Consider the following 24271-nt stretch of genomic DNA (forward strand, 5'->3'; position numbering starts at 1 on the left):
TCCTGTCGATACATGCATGACGTTTTTGCACCGCATGCTTAATAGAACTGCTGGCTGGGTATGGACCTGGCTACGACAAATAAAGAAGCAATCAGCGCGAATAGCCCTTGAGCACATCGCTAAACAACAGCTTCAGTGAGCTTGGGCTGGCACCCGTGGTGTACCAGGCATCTGCATCGACAAACACCACGCGCCCGTTCTTCCAGGCCTTGGTCTGGCGCAGCAAGGGATTGGCAATGCCATCGGCATTGATGACGGGGCGGCGCTCCATCACCGCAGTGCGATCCACCACATAAAGGATCTCCGGATCCGCCTGCTGGATGAATTCGCTGGAGATGGGTTGCCCATGCAGACTGGTTTCCAGCGCAGAGCTTGCAGGCTTCACGCCCAGCGCGCTGAATACGAAGCCGTAACGCGATTGCAGACCGAAGGAGCTGAAAGCTCCGTTGTTGTGCAACACGATCATGGCCCGCTCCGGCCGACCTTGCGTGATGCGCCGCACCTGTTGAACCTGTGCATCCAGCTCTGCAGCCTTGGCGCTGGCAAGCCCTTCCCTGTTGAATATGCGGCCCAGGGTCAGCAGATGGTTCTTGACGACTTCGATATGTCCCTTCTCGCTGTTCTTGAAGTCCACCTCGTAGTACAAGGCGGGGGCAATTTCAGCCAGCTCCTCGTATTTGCCGGCCTGCAGCGATGTCATCAGGATGAGATCCGGCCTCAGCGCGTGCACACGCTCCAGATTGGGCTGTACGATGGCGCCGAGATCCTGCACCTTGGCGTCGCCCTTGTACTTGGCGAGGAAATGGGGAACGTAGTCCTTCACCATTCCCGCAACGGGCACGCCAAGCTGATCGAGGAAGTCCACCTCGTTCATCTCCAGCGCCGCCACACGCTGCGGCAGACGCTTGATGAGCGTGGTGCCCAGTTTGTGACGGATGGAAACAGGCTCATAGGCGTGAGCCATGCCGGGCGCGAAGGACAAAGCCGCCACGCCGGCAACAGAGAGCAGGAGTTGCCTGCGCAACGAATTCATGAGTGATCTTCCCTGGATGTGAAGTAATTGCAGAAACAGCCACGCTGGTTGCGCGTGATCTCGAAATCCAGCTCGTACAGATCGGCCATGCGCGTCTCGGTCACCACGTCCTGGGCCGGGCCGTGAAAGCGCAGTGCTCCGTTCTTGAGCGCGACTATGTGGTCCGAGTAATTGACCGCAAAGTTGATGTCGTGAATCACCAGAATCACGGTGCGGCCCTGCTCGTCGCAGAGGCGACGCAGTGCGCGCATGATCTGTACGGCATGCCTCATGTCGAGGTTGTTGAGTGGCTCGTCAAGCAGCAGCACATCTGTCTGCTGCGCAATCGTCATTGCGAGAAATGCCATCTGCCGCTGACCGCCACTGATCTCATCGATGAAAGCGTGACGCAGCGGCTCCAAAGACAGAAAGGCGATTGCCTCATCCATGGCTTGGCGGTCGTGAACAGTCAGCGCGCCACGGCTATGCGGGAAACGTCCAAAAGCGACCAGCTCTTCCACCGTCAGGCGCATATTGAAGCCGGGGGCCTGACGCAGCGTGGCAACATGCCGTGCGTATTCGGCAACGGGAATTCGGCTGACGTCACGTGCCTGCCACTGAATCGCACCGCTGCTGGGCTCCAGCAAGCGCGCCATCAGCATGAGCAGCGTGGACTTGCCCGCACCATTGGGTCCGATCAGCGATGTGACGCGCTGGGCAGGAAACTCCACGCTCACGTCTGACAACACCGCCCCGCCGCCATATTGTTTGGAAAGATGGTGGACCCCCATCATGCTGCACCCCGCTTGCGCACAATCAGTGCCAGGAAATACACACCGCACACCAGATTCACCAGAATGCTGACGGTGGTCTTGTAGTTGAAAACATGCTCAACCAGCAGTTGAGCGGCAAGAAAAATGGCAATGGCAACCGCACACCCCAGCGGCAGCGTGACGCGGTGGCGTGCATACGGCACCAGGGCGTAGACGATGTTGGCCACAAAGATGCCCATGAAGGCCGTGGGTCCCACAAGGCTGGTGGACAGCGCCACCAAAATGGCGATCAGCGCCAGGTAGAGCTGCAAATACCGGCCATGCGGCACGCCCAGAGAAATGGCCTGCTCACGCCCCAGGGCCAGCACATCCAGCACCGCCAGCGTCTTGCGGACCACGGCACAGGCGAGCGCTACCGCAATGGCGGCATAGAGCAAAGTCTGCGGCTTGGCACGATTGAAGGATGTGTAGCTCACGCCCTGAAACACTGCAAACTCGCCGGGGCTGATGCGCAGCTGCACAAACTGGGTGAACGTGCCGATCACCATGGTCAGCACCAGACCGAGCAGCAGCAGCACATAGACATCATTGCGGCCGCGGCGCAACAGCCACCATTGCAGTGCCCATGAATAGGTCAGCATCAGCAGCACGGAGACGAGGAAATTCCCGTGTACGCCAAGCATGCTCAAGCCATGTGTACCCAGCAGCAACAGCAGCATGGCTTGCCACAGCAGATACACGGCCTCGTAACCCATGATGGAGGGCGTCAGAATGCGGTTGTTCACCAGTGCCTGAAACACTATGGCCGACACAGCCACGCAGATCCCGCCAATGACAATCGACGCAAGGCGTACAAGGCGCTTGGGGATCACATAATCCGTATCCAGTCCGGAGCCCAGCAGCACAAAAGCAAGCGCCAGGAGTGCAATCGACAGCGCTGCGAACCAGCAGGTCTTGGTCAACGACATGCGCATCAGCGAAGCCCCCGCACAATCAGCGCCAGGAACATCACACCGCCCACCGCACCGGCAGTAAGGCCGATAGGCACCTCGAACGGGTACATCATCAGGCGGCCTGCAATGTCGCAGGCCAGCAGCAGGGATGCACCTCCCAAAGCCACCAGTGGCAATGTGCGTCGCAAGTTCTCACCACAGCGCATGGCAACCAGCTGGGGCACAACAAGGCCCACAAAAGGAATCGCCCCCACGGCAATCACCGTGGCAGAAATCGTCAATGCCACCAGCACCAAGCCGATGATGGCCGTGGCTGCATAACCCAGGCCCAGACTCGTGGCGATGTCTTCGCCCATACCCAGCACAGTGAAGCGGTGCGCATACAAATAGGCCAGCATCACCACCGGAAAAATGAGGTAGAGAATCTCGTAATGGCCTTGCACCACGCGGGAAAAGTCGCCCAGCAACCAGCCCTGCATGCTTTGCAGGATGTTGTGGCTGTATGCATAGAACTCGGCAATCGAGGTGAGCACGCTGCCGTACATCAGACCGACGACGGGCACCAGCACCAGATTGCGAAACTGGATGCGTCGGATCACGGCTATGAACAGCAGACTTGCCATCAGGCAGAACACCAGCGCAAACAGCATCCGGCTCAGGGTTCCCGCAGCAGGCATCACGGTAAGCGCCACCAAGATACCGAGCTTGGCCGCATCCAGCCCCCCTGTGGTGCCCGGCTCCACAAACTTGTTGCGCACGATGTGCTGCAGGATCACGCCGCACACCGACAGACCCGCCCCCGTAAGCACCAGCGCCGCCAAACGCGGCAAACGGCTTGCAGTCAGGGTGAGCCAGGCATCGCCGGAGAATGAAAGCAGATCCGACCACACCATCTGTCGCGCCCCCAGCAGCACGGACACCACGCACAGCACAGCAAACACCAGCAACCAACGCTTGCGCATCACACGGCATCCCCGGACATCTGCACGGCGTCCATCCGCCAGCCTTTGGCAGCGCGGCTCTGCGCAAGCAACTGGGCATAGCGCCCCTGCCTTGCCTTCAACTGCGCAGGTGATCCGCTCTCTACCACACCGCCGCCTTCCAGCACCACAATCTGATCGGCCATGGCAATGGTGGAGAGCTGGTGTGCGATCACGATGAGCGTGCGCTGCCCCTTCAGCCGTGCAAGTGTTTGAGCGATGATGGACTGGTTCTCTGCGTCCAGCGCAGCAGTGGCTTCATCCACCAGCAGGATGGGGGACTCCTTGATCAAGGCCCGGGCAATCGCTATGCGCTGGCGTTCGCCTCCGGAAAGACGTGCGCCGTTTTCGCCCACCATCGTCAGCACCCCGTCTGGCAGTCGCGCAAGGACTTCATCAAGCCCGGCCTGATGCGCAGCTTGCAGAACTTGCGCATCGCTGGCGTCCGATTTGCCAATGCGGATGTTGTCGGCAATGCTGCCGCAAAGCAGATAGCTATCCTGAAAGATCTGGCTGATTTGCCCGGCCAGTTGCGCATCGCCAATGTCACGGACATCCACGCCTGCGATCAAGACCTCGCCCTGCGTGGCATCGAAGAAACGGGCGATCAGTCGCATCACCGTGGACTTGCCGGAACCAGATGCACCTATCAGCGCCGTCATGCTGCGCGGCAGCACATGCAAGCTCACACCGTGCAGCACTTCATCTGCAGACCCTGGATATTGAAACCGCACATCACGCAACTCCACGGAAGAATCGCCAACAAGTGTTGCCTGCTTCGGTTGCGGCAGCGGCTGCACGGCAAATAGCTCCTGTACTGCTTGCAGCTGCGAGCCTGCACTCCTAAGCACTTCTGCGTAGCCGGCGATTTCCTGCAAGGGCTCGATAAAACGCACCACAAGCAATAACGCAACCGTCAAGGCAATGATTTGCGCTGTGGACAAGGAGCCACCGGATGCTGCGTTCAAACCGGATATCGCGACCACCAACAGCACGGCAAAGATCAGCTGCACGGTCCATACACAGAATACGGAGGACAGCGATGACAACACCACCAGCCGCAGTCCGGATTGACGTTGCTCGGTGATGGCCTGCTCCAGAAAGCGTGTACTGCGGCCATCGCCGCTGAACGCACGCAGCACGGATTGGGCCTGCGCGAACTCCACCACACGCTGACTGGCTTGGGCAAAGTCGCGCTGGAAAGCGGCATTGGCGCGCGCCGACATCGACGAAGTCAATGCGAACGACCCTGCAAGCAATGGCAGCGCAATCAGCGCAGTGAGCCCCAGGACCGGACTCACAACCAGAAGTGCCACCAACACGATCACGGCCGTGGCCGCACCACTGATGAGTGGAGTGAAAACATGCGCTGGCAATTGCGCAATGCCCATCATCCCCTGCGTCACCACATGGCCGATGCGCGCGGTATTTTTCGGCGTATACCAGCCGATGGGCAGGCTCGCCATATGAAGGCCCAGGCGATGGCGTCCGCTTTGCAGAACCGCCACGCCGACACGGATGCCCGCCTGCTCCACGACACGTCTGGCAATCCATGACAGCAGCACACCCAGCAGCAGCACGCATAGCCAGCCCATGGCTGCACGCCAGTCACCTTGCAACCAATGCGTCAGCAACGGTTGCAGCGCCGCCATCGTCAGACCGCACAGCACACCGTAGGCAACAGCCATCCATGTGTAGCGGTGCAGCAGGCGTGCATCATCACCCAGCAACTTCAAAAAGGTCTTCAGCATGGCAGCTCACTCTTTGGCATCGGGCTGGCATAAGCACCAAGCTGCCACAGCCGCGCATAGAGACCGTCTTCAGCCAGCAGTTGCGCATGTCTGCCTTGCTCGGCAATCTCTCCATCGCGCAGCACCAGAATGCGATCCGCATGCACGATGGTGTCGAGCCGGTGTGCAATCACCAGCAAGGTGCGCCCGCGTGCAAAGCGAGAAAGTGCGTCCTGAATGAAGGCTTCGCTTTCCACATCTGCAGATGCGGTAGCTTCATCCAGCACGAGAATGGGCGGATTCAGCAGCACTGCCCGGGCAATGCTCAGGCGCTGGCGTTCCCCACCGGAGAGCTGCGCATCCTCGCCCACCACGGAGTCGTAGCCACGCGGCAACGCCAGAATGCGATCGTGGATGTGGGCTGCGCGGGCTGCGGCCTCGATTTCCTCAATAGTGGCCGATGGACGGGCCAGCGCAATGTTCTCGCGCACACTGGCGTGAATCAGCTGCACTTCCTGCAGCACAAAGCCAATGCGTTGATACAGGGTTGTGCTGGTGATCTGCCGCAAATCGACTCCACCCAGAGTGATGCGCCCTTGTGCGGGATCGAAAAACCGCAACAGCAAACGTGCCAGCGTGGATTTTCCGGAACCCGAAGGGCCGACCACGGCCGTGACGGTGCCGGGCTGCATGTCAAAGCTGATGCCGGACAGCACCTGATGCCCTGCCGCATACGCATAACCCACCTGCTCGAAACGCACGGCATTGCCTTCAGGATGCGATGGCTGCCCCGGCGTCGGTTGCGGCAGCACCGGAGTGTCCAGCAATGCCAGCACGCGCTGGGCCGCACCGGTTGCCCCCTGCAGGTCATGCAGCAAGGTATGCAAAAGCAAAAGCGGCGCACAAATACCGGGCGCGACGAGTGCGAACGGCAATACATCAAGAGGCTGCATCCAGCCCATGGCAACAAACGCAGCGCCAGAAGCCAGCACCACACCGAGGACGGTCACAGGCGCAATCAATGCATGCGCACGAGCCATGGAGATCACCAGCGGGCGGGTGAAATCCGTAAAGGCACTGGCAAATCCATCCACGGCATCTCTGTAACCTGCGTGGACCGGGCTCGCTCCACCAAAGGCCTTGATGACCGGAATCCCTCCCGCAAACTCCACCGTAGCGCTGTTGATCCGCCCCAGTCGCGCAACGAACTCCTGCATGTGAGCATTGCTGGCTTTCATTGCGCGTTTGAGAAAAACGGAGAATCCGGGAAATGGCAGTAGCGCAAAGATCGCCATGCGCCAATCCAGCACAAACAGATAAATCACTGCAATCACGATCGCCCCGGCCGCACGCCCCACGGCGGTATAGAAATGCGCAGTCAGACTGTGCAGCGTCGCGATATCGTCCTGCAGTGCCTGCTTGACCTCCCCTGAGGCGCGGGCAGTAAACCAGCCCAAAGGCACTTGCGACAGCCGCTTGATTACAGCAATGCGCAGATCGTAAGTGAGGCGGTTGTCTGCCAGGTGCGCGATCAGCTCGGCGACGATCACCAAACCCATGCCCACGAACATGCACAGCACTCCGACAGCGATGCTGCCCCATATGCCCCCCAAGTCATCGAGCAAGGCTTGCTTGACGATATGCGCGATGACCGCCAGTGGCACCAGCGTGAACATGGTGCCAACCGCAGCGCTCAAACCAGCAAGCATCAAGCGCCCGCGAACAGGCGCGAATATCCGGGCGATCGGCTGCGCGGGTCTGGCAGCAACTGCAAGCGATTCAGAGGTAGACATTCGATATGGAAGAAGGCTATCTCTCACAAGGATGCGAACGAGAAGCTTTACGAGAATTAGTTGCATGATGATAAACTAATTCAAAACAATTCAAGCAATAGGTCTACGACAAGTGATGTGAATCACCGACAATCTCGCCCTGAGACTGAGAACCAGCGTATGCCCCACACACCCAAGCCCTCGACTCGTGGGAGACCACGCTCCATCACCAGAGAGAAAATTGCAGACGCCGGAATTTCCATCGGCCTTCCTGGCATTACGTTCGTCGGCGTTGCCGCTGCACTGGGCGTCAGCCACATGGCGCTCTACAAGCATGTGCCAAGCCTGGAAGCACTCAAACACCTGATTGCAGAGGAAATCTTCAAGCGCTGGGAGTTGCCGCAGGCAACAAGCCCTCAGCAGATTGGGCTGGAGGAATACCTTATGGGGTTCACTGCGTCCACACGACAGTTCGTAAAAGCGCACCCCGGCGTCACGCCCTTCGTGATTCGCCGCCTGGCGGCCACACCGGCCATGCTGGAGAAGATCAGCGCCCATCAGGCCCATATTGCACAGGCCTACGGCATCACCAAGGAACAATCACGCTGGCTGCTCTCCACCGTGACCTTCTTTTGCATCTCTGCGGCCGACACGGTGTATTCCGCAGCCCGTCTGGAGCCGATTGAGGAAGCGGACTGGCAACTGCAAGAGGCAGAAATGGAGGCAGAACTGATTGAGGGAACTCAAGCCTTGATAGCAGGAGCCCTGGGGCTACTCGAAAGCAGGCCAGACCCCAAGATCGGCGCTCGCATCAACAAGTAATTCGAGTCCTGCGAAACCGCAGGGCATGCGGCAGAGATGGGCAGAAATAGAGCGAAGCTGTGAGCGCTCAGTAAAGCTCGGTTCTTACGGCACTTGAGTAGCGCTCATTTGCGTGAACGATCTGCTCTGATGTGAATTGAGCGTCACCCTGCAATTGGGCCAGGCCAGCCATCACGTCTCCGACTGTAGGCAGATGATTGGGGTCCAGATGACTCTCGTCGCGCCACAACCGGGCGCGATTGATGGCTCGTCCACAGTGGAACAGCACTTCATCGATCCGAATCACTATTGCAGTTTTTGGCAGCTTGACCCCTTCTCGCAACTCTTGCATCAAGTCACCATCGGATGAAACTCGACCGCGTCCATTGATTCGCAAAAAGGTTTCCAGACCAGGGAAGAGAAACAGCATCGCCAACCGGTCGTCATCCTGAAGATTGCGCAAGGAGGCAATGCGATTGTTGCCGGGCCAGTCCGCAAAAACCAAGGTGCGTGCATCCAGTACCCGTACGAAACCGGGAGGACCTCCGCGTGGCGATGCATCCAAGCCATTCCCATCTCCCGTGGCAAGACAGAAAAACGTCGCTTTTGCCAAATACGCCTTGTGGAAATCCATCAAATGATCGAGAACCGCTTTTTGAATTCGCTCCGTTGGGCGCGCGTACAGCCGATTCAGATCAACCGCATCTGACCGACTGCTCTTGTGCAATCCTTGATCTGCCGAGTCTTTTGATGAAGGCACGTGAAACTCCTGTGTTTGAGGAAAGTTGCAAGCGTAGGCCCAGGTGATATGGCGGCTGTAGAATTTATCGGCCATTAGATAACTCAAATCCGCCATGCCTGATCTCATGCATCTGTTGGGCTCCTATATGGACTCCCCTGACGGGCCCAGTGTTGTAGCGGCCACTCGGATGCTGGAGAGTGAACTCTCTTCCGAGATGCATCAGCATGCACGCGGTCAATTGTTTGGTTCAATCAAAGGCTTGATCTCGGTGCAGGTCGATGGCGGTCTCTGGGTGGTGCCGGCCATACATGCCGTTTGGCTTCCTCCCCATCATGCTCACGCGGGGCGCTCCTTCGGCCCCTACCATGGCTGGAGCGCCTATGTGGCAGAAGCCGCATGCGCCAATTTGCCGGCACAGCCCTGCATCATCCGGGTATCGGGCCTGCTGCGCGAAGCGGTGCTGCGTATTGCCAGCTCCATGTCGCAAGCCTCCGATCAATCGAGTCAAGCACAGTCACATATATGCGCTGTGGTTCTGGACGAGATCAGAAGCCTGCCGGTTGAGGAGTTTGGCCTGCCCATACCAGCAGATGCGCGTCTGCAGCGTATCGCCAAAGCTTTGATAGCCAATCCAGCCGACGAGCGCAACATCGATGACTGGGCAAGTTTCGGAGCCATCAGCTCGCGCACTCTCAGTCGCAGGTTTGTCAGCGAGACAGGCTTTAACTTCACTGCCTGGCGCCAGCGCGTACGCCTATTGCGATCACTTGAGATGCTTGCCGAAGGCATAAGCATTACAGCCATTGCACTGGATCTCGGCTATGCCAGTATCAGCGCTTACATCAGCCTGTTTCGCCGGACCTTCGGTGAAACGCCGGCATGTTATCGATCACGCTTGAAAGCCGTTTAGCAGGGATCAGTTGAGTCCTCAGGCCAAGGCAGACTTCACACTTTCATTTGCTGCAGTCGTCTTGTTCAACACCGCATCGCCGAAGCTTGAGTGTTGAATCTCAATAAAAAAAAGCGCTCACAAGGAGCGCTTTTTTACGAGGAGAAGGAGTCTAGGCTTTGCTGACGCAACCTAGCTCCACAGAAAGCCGCATGGATACCAGATCGCTGCCTACGACTTCAATTGCCCCGAATAGCTGATGGTCAGTTCACGGCAGCGCCGGACTCGTACCAGGTCTTGATCAGGTTGCGTTCGTCATCCGACAGAGCCGCAGGGTTGCCAAAAGGCATCTTCTTCAGCTGCACCACCTGTTGGTAGATCTGCTGGGCGTGCGATTTCACCGCTTCGGGGGAGTCCAGACGGACAGCCTTTTGCTGGATGGCCGTGCCGTGGCACACCACGCAGTGCTGCTGGAAGATCGCATTGACCTTGGCAAAGCCTTCTCCGCCAGCGGCTGCGGGAGCAGCAGCAGGTGACGCGGCTTCGGCTGCAGGAGTTGCGACTTCAGCTGCAGGGGCAGCGGGAGTTGCAGCCTGCCCAGCTGCGGGTGCCGCTGGAGCAGCCGCTACCGGAGCAGTTGCTGCCACAGGTGCAGGCTTGAGCCAGACGAACACAGCCAGCAGAGCAGCTACGCCGACAGCAGCGTAAGGCCAGGGGTGGCTGTTACGACCCAGCTTGTAGCCGTGGCGCATCACGAAGAACTGGCGAATGGCAGCGCCGGCAAACATCATGCCGATCAGCACCAGCCAGTTCAGCTTGTGGCTGTACAGCCAGCCATAGTGATTGGACAGCATGGCGAACAGCACGGGCAACGTGAAATAGGTGTTGTGCACGCTGCGCTGCTTGGCACGTTGGCCGTGACGTGGGTCCACAGGCTCACCAGCCTTGAGCGAAGCCACCACCTTGCGCTGACCAGGGATGATCCAGAAGAACACGTTGGCGCTCATGGACGTCGCGATCATCGCGCCCATCAGCAAGAAGGCTGCCTGGCCGGGGAAGATGTGGCAGGCCAGGTAGGCTGCGATACACACCAGAACCAGAACCATGGCACCGACGGTGGCGTCGCCATTCTTCTTCTGGCCGAAAGTGCGGCAGATGAAGTCATACAGCAGCCAGAAGACCACCAGGAAGCCCAGAGCCGAAGCCACGGCAGCGCCGGTGCTCATGGCATTGGGGTCGCCGGGAGTGACCAGGTAGATGTTGGCGTTCCAGAGGTAGGAGACCGTCAGCAGGGCAAAACCGGACAGCCACGTGGTGTAGCTTTCCCAGTAGAACCAGTGCAGGTGATCCGGCATCTTGGGAGGAGACACATTGAACTTGACGGGGTGGTAGAAACCGCCACCGTGCACAGCCCAGAGTTCGCCGTTAACGCCCTGCTTCTTCAGGTCGTCATCCACGGGCGGCGTCAAGCTGCTGTCCAGGAACACAAAGTAGAAGGAGGAACCGACCCAGGCGATCGCGGTAATGACGTGGAGCCACCGCAACAGCAGGCCGGCCCAGTCGAGAATGTAGCTTTCCATAGCTCTCAACCTTGGCAGCGTGGGGCTGCCGAACAACCTGCTCACCACTGCGGGCGCTCTGAGCAGAAGAAAAGGCCGCGCTCCCGGACGTTACACACGGGGCACCGCTGCGACCATTCTGTCGACCGAAAGTGTATGCAATTTTTGCTGCCGCAACTCTCGAATCAGGGATAAACCACCCTAGAGATTTCCCTAACACAAGAGCGATATGCAAGGATCGGGCCTGATTTTTAGGGCAGGTAACAGCATGTTTGCGGCCACACGCACCAGATCAGGGCATTCATTGCACCATCAGCTCGCAGACAAGCGCTGCAGAAGCTGTGCCGCCACCGCCACGGCGATCACCTCGGGCTCCTTGCCGGTAATGCCAGGCACGCCGATCGGGCAGGTGATGTGAGCCAACTCTGCATCGCTGAACCCTCGCTTGCGCAAGCGGCTGCTGAAACTGGCCCATTTGGTCTTGCTGCCAATCAACCCCACAAAAGGCAGATCTCCTCGCTCGCGCTGGCGCAGCAGGCATTGCGCCACCACCTCCAGGTCTTCGGCATGGCTGAAGCTCATGATGAGCACCTGCGACTGCGGCGGCAACTCTGCCACCGCGGCCTGCACCGGATCGGAATGCTCGCACTGCACCCCTATCTGCTCCTCCACGGGAAAGACTGCATCACGGCTGTCCACCCAGACCACGCGGTACGGCAAGCTGCGCAAAATGCGCACCAGCGCATGCCCCACATGGCCCGCGCCGAACAAGGCCACACATTGCGACGGCTCGGGCATCAAGGCCCGCAGACGTTGAGCATCGCGGGCGTCAAACCATGCAAAGTGCAGCTCCAGCGCACCGCCGCAACATTGCCCCAGACTGGGGCCAAGCGCATACCGCTGGACATGCTCGCGCAAGGCTGCGGGGTCTGCGTCCCACTGCGCCAGCAGCTGGCGCGCCTGGGCAATGGCCTGCCATTCCAGATGACCGCCGCCGATCGTCCCCATCACCTCATCGGCGAACACCGCCATCCAGGCCCCCTCCTCGCGGGGCACGGAGCCACGAGTGGCCTGTACCTGCACCCAGCACAGCGGCTGCTGCGCCAGACGGTTCAAGATTCCTTGCTGTGTTTCGCTCCACATGACTGAACGCCGATTGCTTTGATGACCGATGTTCATGCATTTTGCGAGTCGCAATAGACAGACAAGCGTATGAGCACATTAATCGGATGCATATCCGGACCGGTTTTGACGAGTCGTTGCAGATTTTTCACGAGGAGGCGTCAGAATTGTGCCCCCCAGGCCGCTGCCTCCATCCATTTGCGGCTACGCTCGACGTCATGTCTGAAACCCACGACCCCACCCGCGCCACAACAGCCCGCCGCCCCCTGAACTGGCTGCGGACCGGGATGATGGCTGCCGTTGCAGCGGTGCTGACCGCCTGTCAGATCGCACCTCAAAGCCCATCCATCGGCACAACGCCTGCCGACAAGGCCAGCCCCGGCTATCGCAAGCAGGCTGCCCAGCATCTGTATGAACGCAACTCCGGCCGCATCTACCAGGGCATGCTGCCGCCTATGCTGTATGCGATCGGCGTGCTGCAGGTTCAGCTCGACGGCCAGGGCCGCGTGAAAAACCTGCACTGGATGCGCAAGCCAGGTCATGCCCCCGAAGTGGTGGCCGAGATCGAGCGAGCCGTGCGCTCCGCCGCCCCCTTCCCGGCCCCGGGTCGCAGCGTGACCTATACCGACACCTGGCTGTGGGACAAGTCGGGACGCTTCCAGCTCGACACCTTGACCGAAGGTCAGCTGGGCCAGTAAAAGTGCACAGCGATGCAGCCCGCTGCATCGGACAATAAAAAACCGGCCAAGGCCGGTTTTTTGTTGCAACAAGCCAGGCGAGGCTTATTCGACCACCTTGGTGATCTTCGTGCCCTGCAGCGATACGCCGGCCTCCAGGCCCGCGTTGGTCAGCACATAGCTGGTGACCGGAGCCTGGGCGGTCGTGGTGTCCACGCTGCCATTGGCACCGATCTTGCCTGCTGCCACGGTGGCATCAGCCCCCACGGACCAGCCGTCGCTCTTGAGGAACTTGTCCAGTGCTTCCTGTGTGTTGAACACATAGATCACAGCCTTGGACTGACCACCAGCTTGCCATCCGATAGAGGCCGCTGTCGTGCTGTAGAAGCCACGGTTGTGACCGCCCACGCGCAGCACGCCGCGGCCATGCTCCACCCCGACCACAAAGCTGCCGCCAATCACCGACGGGAAGATCAGCACACCCTTGGCGCGTTGCACCATTTCCTTGGATCCTGGTGCTGTCTGGTACAGGCGCTCCAGAGCTGCATTGGCACGGGTATTGACCGTTGTGGAATCGGCACGGGGAGCCGATGCCGTGTCAGGCTTGGTCGTGGTGCAGGCCGTCATGGTCAAGGCACCGGCAGCCAGTGCAGCAGCCATCGCAACAGAACGCAGAGAAATTTGACGCATACCTATATCCTTTCATGGGATGAATGTGTAGACACATTTCAGAGGTAGAAGGTCCTGCAGTCCGACATTGGGTCGCTTTTGCACATCCCCCCGATGCAAAGCTGTCAGAAACAGGGTTGGCACGATGCTAGTGCGCAGCGTTGCCGATAAAACTCAGCGGTTACAGCTTGCGCCATTGGCCTACAGAAGGCAAGAGCAGTTGTCGAAAAAGACCTACAACATGAACACAAGACAACACTTGGCCTCATCCATAGGCAATCAGACGAATTGTCTGAAACAGGCGCTAGCATTGTTGATATAAGCATCGCGCGGACGACAGGAAATTCATGAAGTTCTGGAATTACTTTCACCACCCCAAGGCAGCTCTGGTTGTGCTGCGTGTCACCCTGGCCCTGCTCATGCTGCTGCACGGCTGGGCCAAGATTCGTTATGGCATAGGCAGCATAGAGGCGAAGATCGAGAGTCTGGGTGCACCGGGATTTCTCGCCTATGCCGTCTATCTGGGCGAAGTGGTCGCGCCCTTGCTGTTGCTGGTGGGCCTGTGGGTGGTACCCGCCGCACTGGTGATTGCGGTGAATATGGTGGTGGCATTTGCGCTGATGCACACCCGGCAGATTCTGATGCTCAACAACACCGGCGGCTGGGCGCTGGAGCTGCAGGCCTTTTATTTCGTGAGTGCCCTGGTCGTGGCCATGGCTTATTCCAAGGGCAAATAAGTCCTTAAAAACAAGAGCGGCTTGCGCCTGTCATATCTTGGTTTCAATGCCTTTTAATGCTGAAACCTTGAAATGACGTGCGCAAGCCGCTCTTGTTTTTGCCATGTCTCCCGCTTCGAGAGACTCACGTCCCGCTCAGGAGCCGCGATAGGTGGAGTAGCTCCAGGGGCTGACCAGCAAAGGCACGTGGTAGTGCTGCTCCACATTGGCCACGCCGAAGTCCAGGCTCACCTTGTTCAGAAAGCTGGGCTCGGGCAGTTGCACGCCACGGGCCTTGAAGTAGGCCGCAACGTCAAAGGTCAGGCGGTAGGTGCCGACCTTGAGCGTGTTGTTGTCGAACAGCGGCGCATCGGTGCGGCCGTCATGATTGAGCACCAGGCTCTTGATCAGCGTGGCCTTGTCGCCTTCAGTGGAAAACAGCTCGACAGCCATGCCTGCGGCGGGGCAGCCATTCATGGTGTCGAGAACGTGGGTGCTCAGGCCCATGGAAATCTCCTCACAGGCAGTTTGCCACTGCCCTTGGTTGTATCAAACACACGACTTACGCAAAACGGGTTCAGGCAGGCCTACCCCTCAGAAGGCAGGCCGTTGTTGCATTCCTGTTTGCGTAAGCCCTGAAACATCTATGCCATCACAAAGCCTGCGCGCGCGTGAGCGCAGCGCTTTGATCGCTAAAGTGTATACAGTTTCTGTACTCCATCAAAGGCTTTTCTGCCTTGACTTTCAGGCACATAGCCAGCACTGCCCGGTTGGCTTCTTTTCAGCCTCTATACACTGGCCCGATTCATCAAGCGAACAGGAGACAACGCATGCAATTGCGCACCACCGCCCTGGCAGCCAGCCTGCTCATCGCTCTGGCCGGCCTGAGCGCCTGCAGCAGCACGGCCACGCTAGAGCCCGCCCGCAACGAACGCGCGGCCATCGGTCACGATGCCACCGCTCAGGCTGCAGCGCCTGCCGTCACCCAGACCGCCGCCGCCCAAGCAGCCGCTGCTGCCTATGACTTCGAGCTGGATGTCTTTCACCCCGTCATCGCCAAGAACGGCATGGTGGCCTCGGAGCAGGAGCTGGCCACGCAGATCGGCGTGGATATTCTCAAGGCGGGCGGCAATGCCGTCGATGCCGCCGTGGCCGTAGGCTTTGCGCTGGCCGTGGCCTTGCCCAATGCCGGCAATATCGGCGGCGGCGGCTTCATGATGGTGCACGACGCGCGGAGCGGCAAGGACATTGCACTGGACTTCCGCGAAGTGGCACCCAGGGGCGCGTCACGCAATATGTATCTGGATGCCGCCGGCAAGGTCATCGACGGCAAATCGCTCTACACCCATTACGCCGTAGGCGTGCCCGGCACCGTGGCCGGCATGACGCACGCGCTCTCGCGCTGGGGCAGCATGCCGCTGGCCAGGGTCATGGCTCCCGCGATTGCGCTGGCGGACAAGGGCTATCCCGTCAGCGTCACCCTGGCCAAGACCCTGGAGCAGGAAAAAAAGAATATGGGCCGCTGGCCCGCCACCCAGGCCGTTTTCTGGAGGAACGGCGCTCCGCTGCAAAGCGGCGAGAGGCTGGTGCAAAAGGATCTGGCGCAGTCCCTGCGCCTGATCAGCCAGCAAGGTGCCAAGGCCTTCTACGAGGGCGCGATCGCGCAGAAGATCGTGGCGGAGATGGCGCCGCACGCCAATGCCCTTAGCCTGCAAGACCTGCGCGACTACAAGGTGGCCGAGCGCGAGCCCGTGCGCGGCAGCTATCGCGGCTACCAGATCGTGACCATGCCTCCGCCCTCTTCGGGCGGCGCGCACCTGATTCAGATCCTGAACATGATGGAGCGCTGGCCCATGAATCAATGGGGTGCCGACAGCGCGCAAAGCGTGCACTACATGACCGAGGCCATGAAGCTCGCCTATGCCGACCGCTCCGAGTATCTGGGCGACCCGGACTTCGTGAAGATTCCGCTCAAGGGGCTGATCTCCAAGAGCTATGCCAGCGAGCTGGCCGCAAGCATCAAACCCCAGCAGGCCAGGCCCGGCAAGGACATCCGGCCCGGCAGGCCCCAGCCTTATGAAAGCGACCAGACCACCCATTACTCCGTGGTGGACAAGGCCGGCAACGCGGTGGCCGTGACCTACACGCTGAACACCAATTTCGGCAGCGGCATCGTCGCCAGGGGCACGGGGATTTTGCTCAACAACGAGATGGATGACTTCTCGGCCAAGCCCGGCGTGGCCAATGCCTATGGTCTGGTGGGCGGCGACGCGAATGCCGTGCAGGCCGGCAAGCGGCCGCTGTCATCCATGACACCGACCCTGGTACTCAAGGACGGCAAGCCGGTTCTCGTCACCGGCAGCCCGGGAGGAGCGCGCATCATCACCACGGTGCTGCAGCAGGTCGTCAATCACATCGACTTCGGCATGAACCCGGCCGAGGCTGCGGCCACGCCGCGCTTTCATCACCAGTGGACGCCAGACGAGTTGCGCGTTGAAAAAGGCTTCAGCCCCGATACGCTGGCCCTGCTCAGGCAATGGGGCCACAAGGTGGCACTGAAGGCATCCATGGGCCGCACTCAGACCATCGAGATCCGAGACGGCCTGCTGCGCGGCGCTTCGGATCCGCGCAACCCCGACGGAAAGACCATGGGGTACTGACGCTGAACAAAAAAAAGCCGCGCTCCCCCGAGCGCGGCTTTCACTTGAGGCGGCTGCTGGCCGTACGCGTGGCCAGTGGCCGCCCTCCCCACCTCTCTTTATTCAGCCTTCTGACCGATTTCGAAGTTGGCCTGGATTTCCAGGGCACGCACCATGCCCGAGTGATCCCAGGCAGCGCCGCCGTGGGCCACGCAGCTGTTGAACAGCTCTTGTGCCTGAGCGGTGTTGGGCAGGGACACGCCCAGCTGACGAGCGCTGGACAGGGCCAGGTTCAGGTCCTTCTGGTGCAGGGCAATGCGGAAGCCAGGGTCGAAGGTGCGCTTGATCATGCGTTCGGCATGCACTTCCAGGATCTTGGAAGAGGCAAAACCGCCCAGCAGGGCTTCACGCACACGTGCTGGATCGGCACCGGCGCGCGATGCAAACAGCAGGGCTTCGGCCACGGCTTCGATGTTCAGCGCCACGATGATCTGGTTGGCCACCTTGGCGGTCTGGCCGTCGCCGTTGCCGCCCACCAGGGTGATGTTCTTGCCCATCTTGTCGAACAGGGGCTTGACGCGCTCGAAGGCTGCATCGGGGCCGCCGACCATGATGGACAGGGTGCCGTTCTTGGCGCCGACTTCGCCGCCGGAGACGGGAGCGTCCAGATACTGGGCACCAGCGGCTTCGATGCGCTTGGCGAAGTCCTTGGTGGCCACGGGCGAGATGGAGGACATGTCGACCACGATCTTGCCGGAGCTGCCCTTCAGACCGGCTGCCACGCCGTCTTCACCGAACAGCACCTTCTCCACGTCGGGAGTGTCGGGCACCATGATGAAGATGATGTCGGCACGCTCGGCCACACCGCGAGCAGTGGTGCACTGGGTGGCGCTGGTTTCTGCGATGTTGGCAGGCACCTTGCCCACGGTGTTGACGAACAGCTGGTGGCCGGCCGCAATCAGGTGGCCGCACATGGGCGCGCCCATGATGCCCAGACCGATAAAGCCCAGCTTGAGAGACGATGCGTTCATGGTTGTACTCCTCAGTTTTCTTGATACTCAAATTCGATGGCCGATGGCGCTTTGCGAGCAGGCGCCACAGGCCTTTTCATCCATTCAGGCAGCCACTGCGACCTTGTTCCAGCCGCCGATCTTCTGCAGCCAGCCCAGGCCGGACTCGGTGCCGTTGGCGGGCTTGTATTCGCAACCGATCCAGCCGTCGTAGCCGATGCGATCCAGGTGTGCGAACAGGAAGGGGTAGTTGATCTCGCCGGTGCCGGGTTCGTTGCGACCGGGGTTGTCGGCCAGCTGGATGTGACCGATGCGGCCCAGCTGCTTTTGCATGGTGGCAGCCAGCTCGCCTTCCACGCGCTGGGCGTGGTAGATGTCGTACTGCACAAAGGCGTTGGGCGCACCCACTTCGTCCAGGATGGACAGGGCATCGTCCGTGCGGTTCAGGTAGAAGCCGGGGATATCGAAGGGGTTGATGGGCTCGATCAGCAGGCGGATGTTGGCGGCGCTCAGGGCGGCGGCAGCAAAACGCAGGTTTTCCACGAAAGTGCGGCGCACCACGGCAGCGTCAACACCGGCAGGAACCTTGCCGGCCAGGCAGTTGAGCTGGGGCACACCCAGGGCGTGGGCATAGGTCACGGCCTTGGCCACGCCGGCGCGGAACTCATCCACGCGCTTGGGGTCGCAGGCAATGCCGCGCTCGCCCGCGTCCCAGTCGCCGGCGGGCAGGTTGTGCAGAACAATCTTCAGGCCGGTGGCGTCGAGGCGCTCCTTGATCTCTTCCACGGTATGGGCGTAGGGGAAGAGAAACTCCACGGCTTCAAAGCCTGCGTTTGCGGCACGCTCAAAACGCTCGAGGAAAGGCACCTCGGTGAACAACATGCTCAGGTTGGCTGCAAAACGGGGCATGATAAAAGTCTCCGGTAATCGTTAATAGTTGCAGGCGCTAGACGCCAAGCAAGGGCCTAAGCCGGCCGCGCCCCCCCCCAGCGAAGGCGTCGCCCCCTCCCGCGCAGAGAGAGGGGGAAGCGGCGGAGCCGCTCAGGGGGAGTTTTCCTATCAGTCCAGCAGGGCCAGTGCGCTGGGCGCGTCGGCCTTTTCGGTCGCCAGGTCTTCGAACTCGACCACGTTGTCGATTTCGGCGCCCATGGAGATGTTGGTCACACGCTCCAGGATGCACTCGATCACCACAGGGGTCTTGTGCTCGGCCATCCAGGCTTCGGCCTGCTGCATGGCGGGGGCAAAGTCTTCGGCGCGATGAACGCGGATCGCCTTGCAACCCAGGCCTTCAACGACCTTAACATGGTCAACACCGTAGCCACGGGTCGCATCACCCTCATCCATGTTGATATTGTCGAACGCCAATTGCACGCAATAGTCGATCGAGAAAGCGCGCTGTGCCTGACGGATCAGACCCAGATAGCTGTTGTTCACCAGCACGTGAACATAGGGCAGCTTGAACTGCGCGCCCACGGCCAGCTCTTCGATCATGAACTGGAAATCGTAGTCGCCGGACAGGGCCACGATCTTGCGCTGGGGGTCGGCCACGCGCACGCCCAGGGCGGCGGGAGTGGTCCAGCCCAGAGGACCGGCCTGGCCGCAGTTGATCCAGTTGCGGGGCTTGTACACGTGCAGGAACTGGGCACCGGCGATCTGCGACAGACCGATGGTGGACACATAGGTGGTGTCGCGGTCCAGGGTGCGGTTCATGCACTGGTAGACGCGCTGGGGCTTCATCGGCACGTTGTCGAAGTTGGTCTTGCGCAGGTACTCGACGCTGTTCTTGCGACCCTGGCACTCGGCCACCCAGGTCTTGCGGCACTTGAGCTTGCCGGCAGCCTTCCACTCCTTGGCGACGGCAACGAATTGCTCCAGAGCCGCCTTGGCGTCGGAGACGATGCCGTAGTCGGGCGCGAACACGCGGCCGATCTGCGTGGGCTCGATGTCCACGTGGATGAACTTGCGGCCCTTGGTGTAGACCTCGACCGAGCCGGTGTGGCGGTTGGCCCAGCGGTTGCCGATGCCGAACACGAAGTCCGAAGCCAGCATGTTGGCGTTGCCGTAGCGGTGGCTGGTCTGCAGACCGCACATGCCGACCATCAGGGGGTGATCGTCGGGGATGGTGCCCCAGCCCATCAGGGTGGGGATCACGGGCACGTTCAGGATCTCGGCCAGCTCGACCATCAGCTCGGAGGCGTCGGCGTTGATCACACCGCCACCGGAAACCAGCAGGGGACGCTCGGATTCGTTGAGCATCTCGATGGCCTTCTCGGCCTGTTTGCGCGAAGCGGCTGGCTTGTAGGCAGGCAGGGGCTCGTAGGTGTCGATATCGAACTCGATCTCGGCCAGCTGCACATCGATGGGCAGATCGATCAGCACGGGGCCGGGGCGGCCGGAACGCATCAGGTGGAAAGCCTGCTGGAAGGCACGTGGCACCTGGGCAGGTTCCAGCACAGTGGTGGCCCACTTGGTCACGGGCTTGGCGATGGAGGCGATGTCCACGGCCTGGAAGTCTTCCTTGTGCAGACGCGAGCGAGGTGCCTGACCGGTAATGCACAAGATTGGAATGGAGTCGGCGCTGGCCGAGTACAGACCGGTGATCATGTCGGTGCCGGCAGGGCCGCTGGTGCCGATGCAGACGCCGATATTGCCGGCCACCGCACGGGTGTAGCCTTCGGCCATGTGGCTGGCGCCTTCGACGTGACGGGCCAGAATGTGGCCGATGCCACCGTGGTCCTTCAGCGCTGCGTACAGCGGATTGATGGCGGCACCGGGAACGCCGAATGCAACGCTAACACCTTCTTTTTCGAGCACGCGGACTGCGGCTTCGATTGCTTTCATTTTGGCCATGAGGTCTCCTTCAAACTGAAATGAACTTTAGTCAAGACCCTTGCTTGCCGGAAGCCGCTTGCAGACCATAAAATTTATTCCACCCAAGAATAAATAGGAGATGAACCCATGGACAGACTCGATGCGATGCATATGTTTGTGCGCGTGGTGGAGACCGGCAGTTTCACCAAGGTCGCCCAGGAATTCGCCACCACCCAGCCCACCGTCACCAAGCAGGTCGCGGCCATGGAGGCTCGCCTCAAGGTGCGCCTACTCAACCGCAACACACGCGGCGTGAGCCTGACCGAAGCCGGCGCGCTGTACTACGAAAAGTGCAAGATCATCGTCAGCGACGTGGCCGAGGCGGAGAACGTGGTCAAGGTACGCCAGACCCAGGTCCAGGGTCAGCTGCGCATCGGCAGCTCGGTGGCCTTCGGACGCCGGGTACTCATTCCGCTGGCCATGGATTTCATGAAGCACAACCCGCAGGTGCAGGTCGATCTGAGCTTCGAGGACCGCTACACCGATCTGGTGGCCAACGGCATCGACGTGGCGCTGCGCCTGGGCAAGCTGGCCGACTCCTCGCTGGGCGCGCGCATGCTGGGCATCAACCCCTGGGTGCTGGTGGCCTCCAACACCTATCTGCGCAAGCACGGCACGCCGCGCCGCCCCTCGGACCTCAAGGAGCATTCCACGCTGATCTACAGCAGCGTGCAGGGCAACGATATCTGGCGCCTGCGCAATGCCAGCGGCGAGCCGGTGTCGATTCCCGTCACCGGGCGGCTGCGCTCCAACAATCTCTCGGCCCTGCTGGCCGCAGCCCGCTCACACATGGGCATTGCGGCCCTGCCGCGCTACGTGGCCCAGGACTCGCTCAAGGACGGCCGCGTGGTGGAAGTGCTCAAGACCTGCCGCTTGCCTGAGCAGGAGATCCACGCCGTCTACCCCTCGCCGCGTCTGGTGCCGCAGAAGGTGCAGTCCTTCATAGCCTTTCTGCAGGGCAAATTCGACGATGCCTGGTGGGAGGATCTGCCAAGAGGGGGCTAGCTCCCCCTGAGGCGCTTCGCGCCTAGGCGGCCCCGCCTTCCCCTCTCTGTACGCGCTGCGCGCTAACGGAGGGGGACTGCTCCTTCGCCGCGAGGCGGCTCTTGCTCGGAGCACTGGGATGGGTAGCGCCAGTTTTACACTGCAGCTATATAAAAAATAGCATCTACCGCTTTATGAGCGGTAGCTGCAGATATTTTTCTATTTGAAACCTTTGAATAGCCTGCGCAAGCAGCTATTCAATTTGATGGTTTCAAAGAATCAGAATTGCGCGGAAGTCGTTCACATTGGTGTGGGTGGGGCCGGTTATGACCAGGTCGCCCAGCGCTTCAAAGTAGCCATAGGCATCGTTGCGGTCCAGGTGATCGCTGATGCGCAGGCTCAGCTCTGCCGCGCGCCTGAGCGTGCAGGGCGAGACACGAGCTCCCGCGTTGTCCTCGACACCGTCGATGCCGTCGGTATCGGCGGCCAGCGCCCAGACCTTTTCCTGACCCTGCAAGGCCTGGGCCAGACCCAGGCAGAACTCGCCGGCACGGCCGCCGCGCCCCTTGGCGGCACCGGGTTGGCGCGGGCGGATGGTCACCGTGGTTTCGCCCCCCGAGAGAATCACGCAGGGCCTGGCAAAAGGCTGGTCATGCCTGGCCACGGCACGCGCCAGCGCCGCATGGACCTTGCCCACCTCGCGCGACTCGCCCTCCATCTCGTCGGACAGCACATGCACGGCAATGCCGGCCGCGCGTGCGGCGGCCGCCGCCGCTTCCAGCGACTGCTGGGGCGTTGCAATCAGATGCACCTCATGGCCTTCGAAGCGGGCATCGCCGGGCTTGGGCGTCTCCAGCTCGCCGGCTTGCAGCGCAGCGCGCACGGACTCGGGAATGCCGATCTGGTAGCGATCCAGGATGGCCAGTGCGTCGGCACAGGTCGACGCGTCCGGCACCGTCGGTCCGCTGGCGATCACCGAAGGATCGTCGCCGGGCACATCGCTGATGGTCAGCGTCACCACCTTGGCGGGATGGCAGGCGGCTGCCAGACGACCGCCCTTGATGCGCGAGAGGTGCTTGCGCACGCAGTTCATCTCGCCAATCGCCGCGCCGCTCTCCAGCAGCGCCTTGTTGATGCGCTGCTTCTCGGCCAGGTCGATGCCTTCGGCGGGAAGCGTCAGCAGGGAGGAGCCGCCGCCGGAGATGAGGCAGATCACCAGATCGTCGGCCGTCAGACCCTCGGTCAGCGCCAGGATGCGCTCGGCCGCAGCCAGACCGGCCGCGTCCGGCACGGGGTGGGCGGCTTCCACCACCTCCAGGCGCTGGGCCAGCCCTTCGGGGCGTGGGGGAATATGTGCATAGCGCGTCACCACCAGGCCCGACAGTGGCGCATCCTGCGGCCACAGAGCTTCCAGCGCCTGCGCCATGGAGCCACCGGCCTTGCCGGCGCCCAGCACCAGCGTGCGGCCCTTGGGCGGCTTGGGCAGATGACGCGCCAGACCCTCGATGGGCAGGGCATTGCGCACCGCCACGTCATACAGATGACGCAGAAAGCCAGCCGGGTCTTGCTGGGGAACAGGCGTTGCCGCGGCCTGCGCGCGCGAGGATGTATTCTGTGCTTGCATAGCTGCGCATTGTGCATTCGGGCTTTTTTCCCTGACAGAGGGCCCCCAGTCACAACACTGCTGATCTTTGCAATACCAATGTTGCAAGCCCTTGCTCCCATTGGGTTTGCGCGCTTGCGCACAGCTTTCTGCGCCTGAACATCGATACAAACACCATGTTTGGTGAACAGAAACTGTATACAAAACTTGTCTTCAACCGCTATGATGGATTTATGGAAACTTCCACCACCAGTTTCATTGTCGAAAGCCTGACCAAGGCCATCGTCGAGCATCGCCTGATGCCCGGCACCAAGCTGGCCGAGCAAAAGCTGGCCGACCACTTTGGAGTTTCCCGCACTCTGGTGCGCCAGGCCCTGTTCCAGCTTTCGCAAAACCGTCTCATCCGGCTCGAGCCGCCCGCGGCGCCTTTGTGGCCACGCCTTCGGTGGACGAGGCACGTCAGGTGTTTGCCGTGCGCCGCATGCTCGAGGCCGAGATGGTGCGCAGCTTTGTCAAACAAAGCAGCGCCGCCAAGATTCGCGCCCTCAAGCAGCATGTGGCTGCCGAGAAGAAGGCCATGGAAGCCAATGACGTGGGCCAGCGCACCGAGCTGCTGGGCGACTTCCACGTGCGCATGGCCGAGCTCATGGGCAACGAGGTGCTGGCTCAGCTGCTGGGCGAGCTGATTTCCCGCTGCGCATTGATCACCCTGATGTACCAGTCTGCATCGGCGGCCGAGCATTCGCACGAAGAACATGCCGACATCGTG

The 24271-nt window shown here is 60.8% G+C and carries 21 protein-coding genes and 1 pseudogene; 7 read left to right on the forward strand and 15 right to left on the reverse strand.

The window, feature by feature from the left end; all coding sequences use genetic code 11:
* Nucleotides 1-91 precede the first annotated feature (91 nt).
* Genes V8Z78_RS13805 through V8Z78_RS13830 form a run of 6 tightly spaced genes read right to left on the reverse strand, consistent with a single transcriptional unit; the run spans nucleotide 92 to nucleotide 7157 of the window.
* Nucleotides 92-1033, reverse strand: coding sequence for a siderophore ABC transporter substrate-binding protein (locus V8Z78_RS13805; RefSeq protein WP_003067141.1), 942 nt, complete (start codon nucleotides 1031-1033; stop codon nucleotides 92-94).
* Entirely contained in the window at nucleotides 1030-1806 is a 777-nt protein-coding gene (locus tag V8Z78_RS13810; protein ID WP_034362439.1) for an iron ABC transporter ATP-binding protein, read from the reverse strand. The genes V8Z78_RS13805 and V8Z78_RS13810 overlap by 4 nt, the downstream gene beginning before the upstream one ends.
* Entirely contained in the window at nucleotides 1803-2759 is a 957-nt protein-coding gene (locus V8Z78_RS13815; protein ID WP_003067139.1) for an iron chelate uptake ABC transporter family permease subunit, read from the reverse strand. Before V8Z78_RS13815 ends, V8Z78_RS13810 begins: the two co-directional genes overlap by 4 nt.
* Nucleotides 2759-3700, reverse strand: a complete 942-nt coding sequence (locus V8Z78_RS13820) for an ABC transporter permease (RefSeq protein WP_003067138.1) — start codon at nucleotides 3698-3700, stop codon at nucleotides 2759-2761. Before V8Z78_RS13820 ends, V8Z78_RS13815 begins: the two co-directional genes overlap by 1 nt.
* Nucleotides 3700-5469, reverse strand: a complete 1770-nt coding sequence (locus tag V8Z78_RS13825) for an ABC transporter ATP-binding protein (protein WP_349731554.1) — start codon at nucleotides 5467-5469, stop codon at nucleotides 3700-3702. Before V8Z78_RS13825 ends, V8Z78_RS13820 begins: the two co-directional genes overlap by 1 nt.
* Nucleotides 5463-7157, reverse strand: coding sequence for an ABC transporter ATP-binding protein (locus V8Z78_RS13830; protein WP_502878849.1), 1695 nt, complete (start codon nucleotides 7155-7157; stop codon nucleotides 5463-5465). The genes V8Z78_RS13825 and V8Z78_RS13830 overlap by 7 nt, the downstream gene beginning before the upstream one ends.
* A 243-nt stretch (nucleotides 7158-7400) precedes the next feature.
* Between V8Z78_RS13830 and V8Z78_RS13835 the strand changes: the two genes are divergently transcribed.
* Nucleotides 7401-8042 (forward strand): TetR/AcrR family transcriptional regulator, encoded by a 642-nt coding sequence (locus V8Z78_RS13835; RefSeq protein ID WP_057093164.1) that lies wholly within the window; start codon nucleotides 7401-7403, stop codon nucleotides 8040-8042.
* 67 nt (nucleotides 8043-8109) lie between these two features.
* Here V8Z78_RS13835 and V8Z78_RS13840 read toward each other — a convergent pair whose 3' ends face one another.
* Nucleotides 8110-8877 carry a pyridoxamine 5'-phosphate oxidase family protein gene (locus tag V8Z78_RS13840; protein ID WP_003067131.1) on the reverse strand — a complete coding sequence of 256 codons (768 nt, stop codon included), beginning with the start codon at nucleotides 8875-8877 and terminating at the stop codon, nucleotides 8110-8112.
* On the opposite strand from V8Z78_RS13840, the gene V8Z78_RS13845 reads away from it, so the two are divergent.
* On the forward strand, nucleotides 8876-9673 hold the full coding sequence (locus V8Z78_RS13845) for an AraC family transcriptional regulator (RefSeq protein ID WP_034362435.1): 798 nt from the start codon (nucleotides 8876-8878) through the stop codon (nucleotides 9671-9673). The genes V8Z78_RS13840 and V8Z78_RS13845 overlap by 2 nt on opposite strands.
* A gap of 242 nt (nucleotides 9674-9915) precedes the next feature.
* Here V8Z78_RS13845 and V8Z78_RS13850 read toward each other — a convergent pair whose 3' ends face one another.
* Nucleotides 9916-11232 (reverse strand): urate hydroxylase PuuD, encoded by a 1317-nt coding sequence (locus tag V8Z78_RS13850; protein WP_039048392.1) that lies wholly within the window; start codon nucleotides 11230-11232, stop codon nucleotides 9916-9918.
* 291 nt (nucleotides 11233-11523) lie between these two features.
* Nucleotides 11524-12354: a xanthine dehydrogenase accessory protein XdhC gene (gene xdhC / locus V8Z78_RS13855; protein WP_087866470.1), complete on the reverse strand. Its 831-nt coding sequence runs from the start codon at nucleotides 12352-12354 to the stop codon at nucleotides 11524-11526.
* A 266-nt stretch (nucleotides 12355-12620) separates the two neighbouring features.
* Here xdhC and V8Z78_RS13860 point away from each other — a divergent pair, with 266 nt between their 5' ends.
* Nucleotides 12621-13031: an energy transducer TonB gene (locus V8Z78_RS13860; protein ID WP_080746019.1), complete on the forward strand. Its 411-nt coding sequence runs from the start codon at nucleotides 12621-12623 to the stop codon at nucleotides 13029-13031.
* Between the two features lie 84 nt (nucleotides 13032-13115).
* Here V8Z78_RS13860 and V8Z78_RS13865 read toward each other — a convergent pair whose 3' ends face one another.
* Complete coding sequence (locus tag V8Z78_RS13865) at nucleotides 13116-13700, reverse strand: BPSL1445 family SYLF domain-containing lipoprotein (protein ID WP_039048395.1); 585 nt, start codon at nucleotides 13698-13700, stop codon at nucleotides 13116-13118.
* Nucleotides 13701-14026: 326 nt separating this feature from the next.
* Between V8Z78_RS13865 and V8Z78_RS13870 the strand changes: the two genes are divergently transcribed.
* Entirely contained in the window at nucleotides 14027-14416 is a 390-nt protein-coding gene (locus V8Z78_RS13870; protein WP_003052449.1) for a DoxX family protein, read from the forward strand.
* 135 nt (nucleotides 14417-14551) lie between these two features.
* Here the strand turns inward: V8Z78_RS13870 and uraH are convergent, their stop codons facing one another.
* Complete coding sequence (uraH, locus tag V8Z78_RS13875) at nucleotides 14552-14902, reverse strand: hydroxyisourate hydrolase (RefSeq protein ID WP_003070903.1); 351 nt, start codon at nucleotides 14900-14902, stop codon at nucleotides 14552-14554.
* 323 nt (nucleotides 14903-15225) lie between these two features.
* On the opposite strand from uraH, the gene ggt reads away from it, so the two are divergent.
* Nucleotides 15226-17055 carry a gamma-glutamyltransferase gene (gene ggt / locus V8Z78_RS13880; RefSeq protein ID WP_349731556.1) on the forward strand — a complete coding sequence of 610 codons (1830 nt, stop codon included), beginning with the start codon at nucleotides 15226-15228 and terminating at the stop codon, nucleotides 17053-17055.
* Nucleotides 17056-17153: 98 nt separating this feature from the next.
* Here the strand turns inward: ggt and glxR are convergent, their stop codons facing one another.
* From glxR to gcl, 3 genes are all read right to left on the reverse strand, one after another.
* On the reverse strand, nucleotides 17154-18065 hold the full coding sequence (gene glxR / locus V8Z78_RS13885; protein WP_003063991.1) for a 2-hydroxy-3-oxopropionate reductase: 912 nt from the start codon (nucleotides 18063-18065) through the stop codon (nucleotides 17154-17156).
* 84 nt (nucleotides 18066-18149) lie between these two features.
* A complete protein-coding gene (gene hyi, locus V8Z78_RS13890) occupies nucleotides 18150-18953 on the reverse strand; it encodes a hydroxypyruvate isomerase (RefSeq protein WP_003063993.1) in 804 nt (267 codons plus the stop codon).
* 150 nt (nucleotides 18954-19103) lie between these two features.
* Nucleotides 19104-20894, reverse strand: coding sequence for a glyoxylate carboligase (gcl, locus tag V8Z78_RS13895; RefSeq protein ID WP_046462664.1), 1791 nt, complete (start codon nucleotides 20892-20894; stop codon nucleotides 19104-19106).
* A gap of 108 nt (nucleotides 20895-21002) precedes the next feature.
* On the opposite strand from gcl, the gene V8Z78_RS13900 reads away from it, so the two are divergent.
* Nucleotides 21003-21920 (forward strand): LysR family transcriptional regulator, encoded by a 918-nt coding sequence (locus V8Z78_RS13900; RefSeq protein WP_349731557.1) that lies wholly within the window; start codon nucleotides 21003-21005, stop codon nucleotides 21918-21920.
* Nucleotides 21921-22170: 250 nt separating this feature from the next.
* Here the strand turns inward: V8Z78_RS13900 and V8Z78_RS13905 are convergent, their stop codons facing one another.
* Entirely contained in the window at nucleotides 22171-23523 is a 1353-nt protein-coding gene (locus tag V8Z78_RS13905) for a glycerate kinase type-2 family protein (protein ID WP_114864883.1), read from the reverse strand.
* Between the two features lie 212 nt (nucleotides 23524-23735).
* Here V8Z78_RS13905 and V8Z78_RS13910 point away from each other — a divergent pair.
* Nucleotides 23736-24271: pseudogene (locus tag V8Z78_RS13910) on the forward strand (GntR family transcriptional regulator); the annotation flags it as partial.

Source organism: Comamonas sp. wu1-DMT (genome assembly GCF_040187805.1).
Lineage (GTDB): Bacteria > Pseudomonadota > Gammaproteobacteria > Burkholderiales > Burkholderiaceae_C > Comamonas > Comamonas thiooxydans.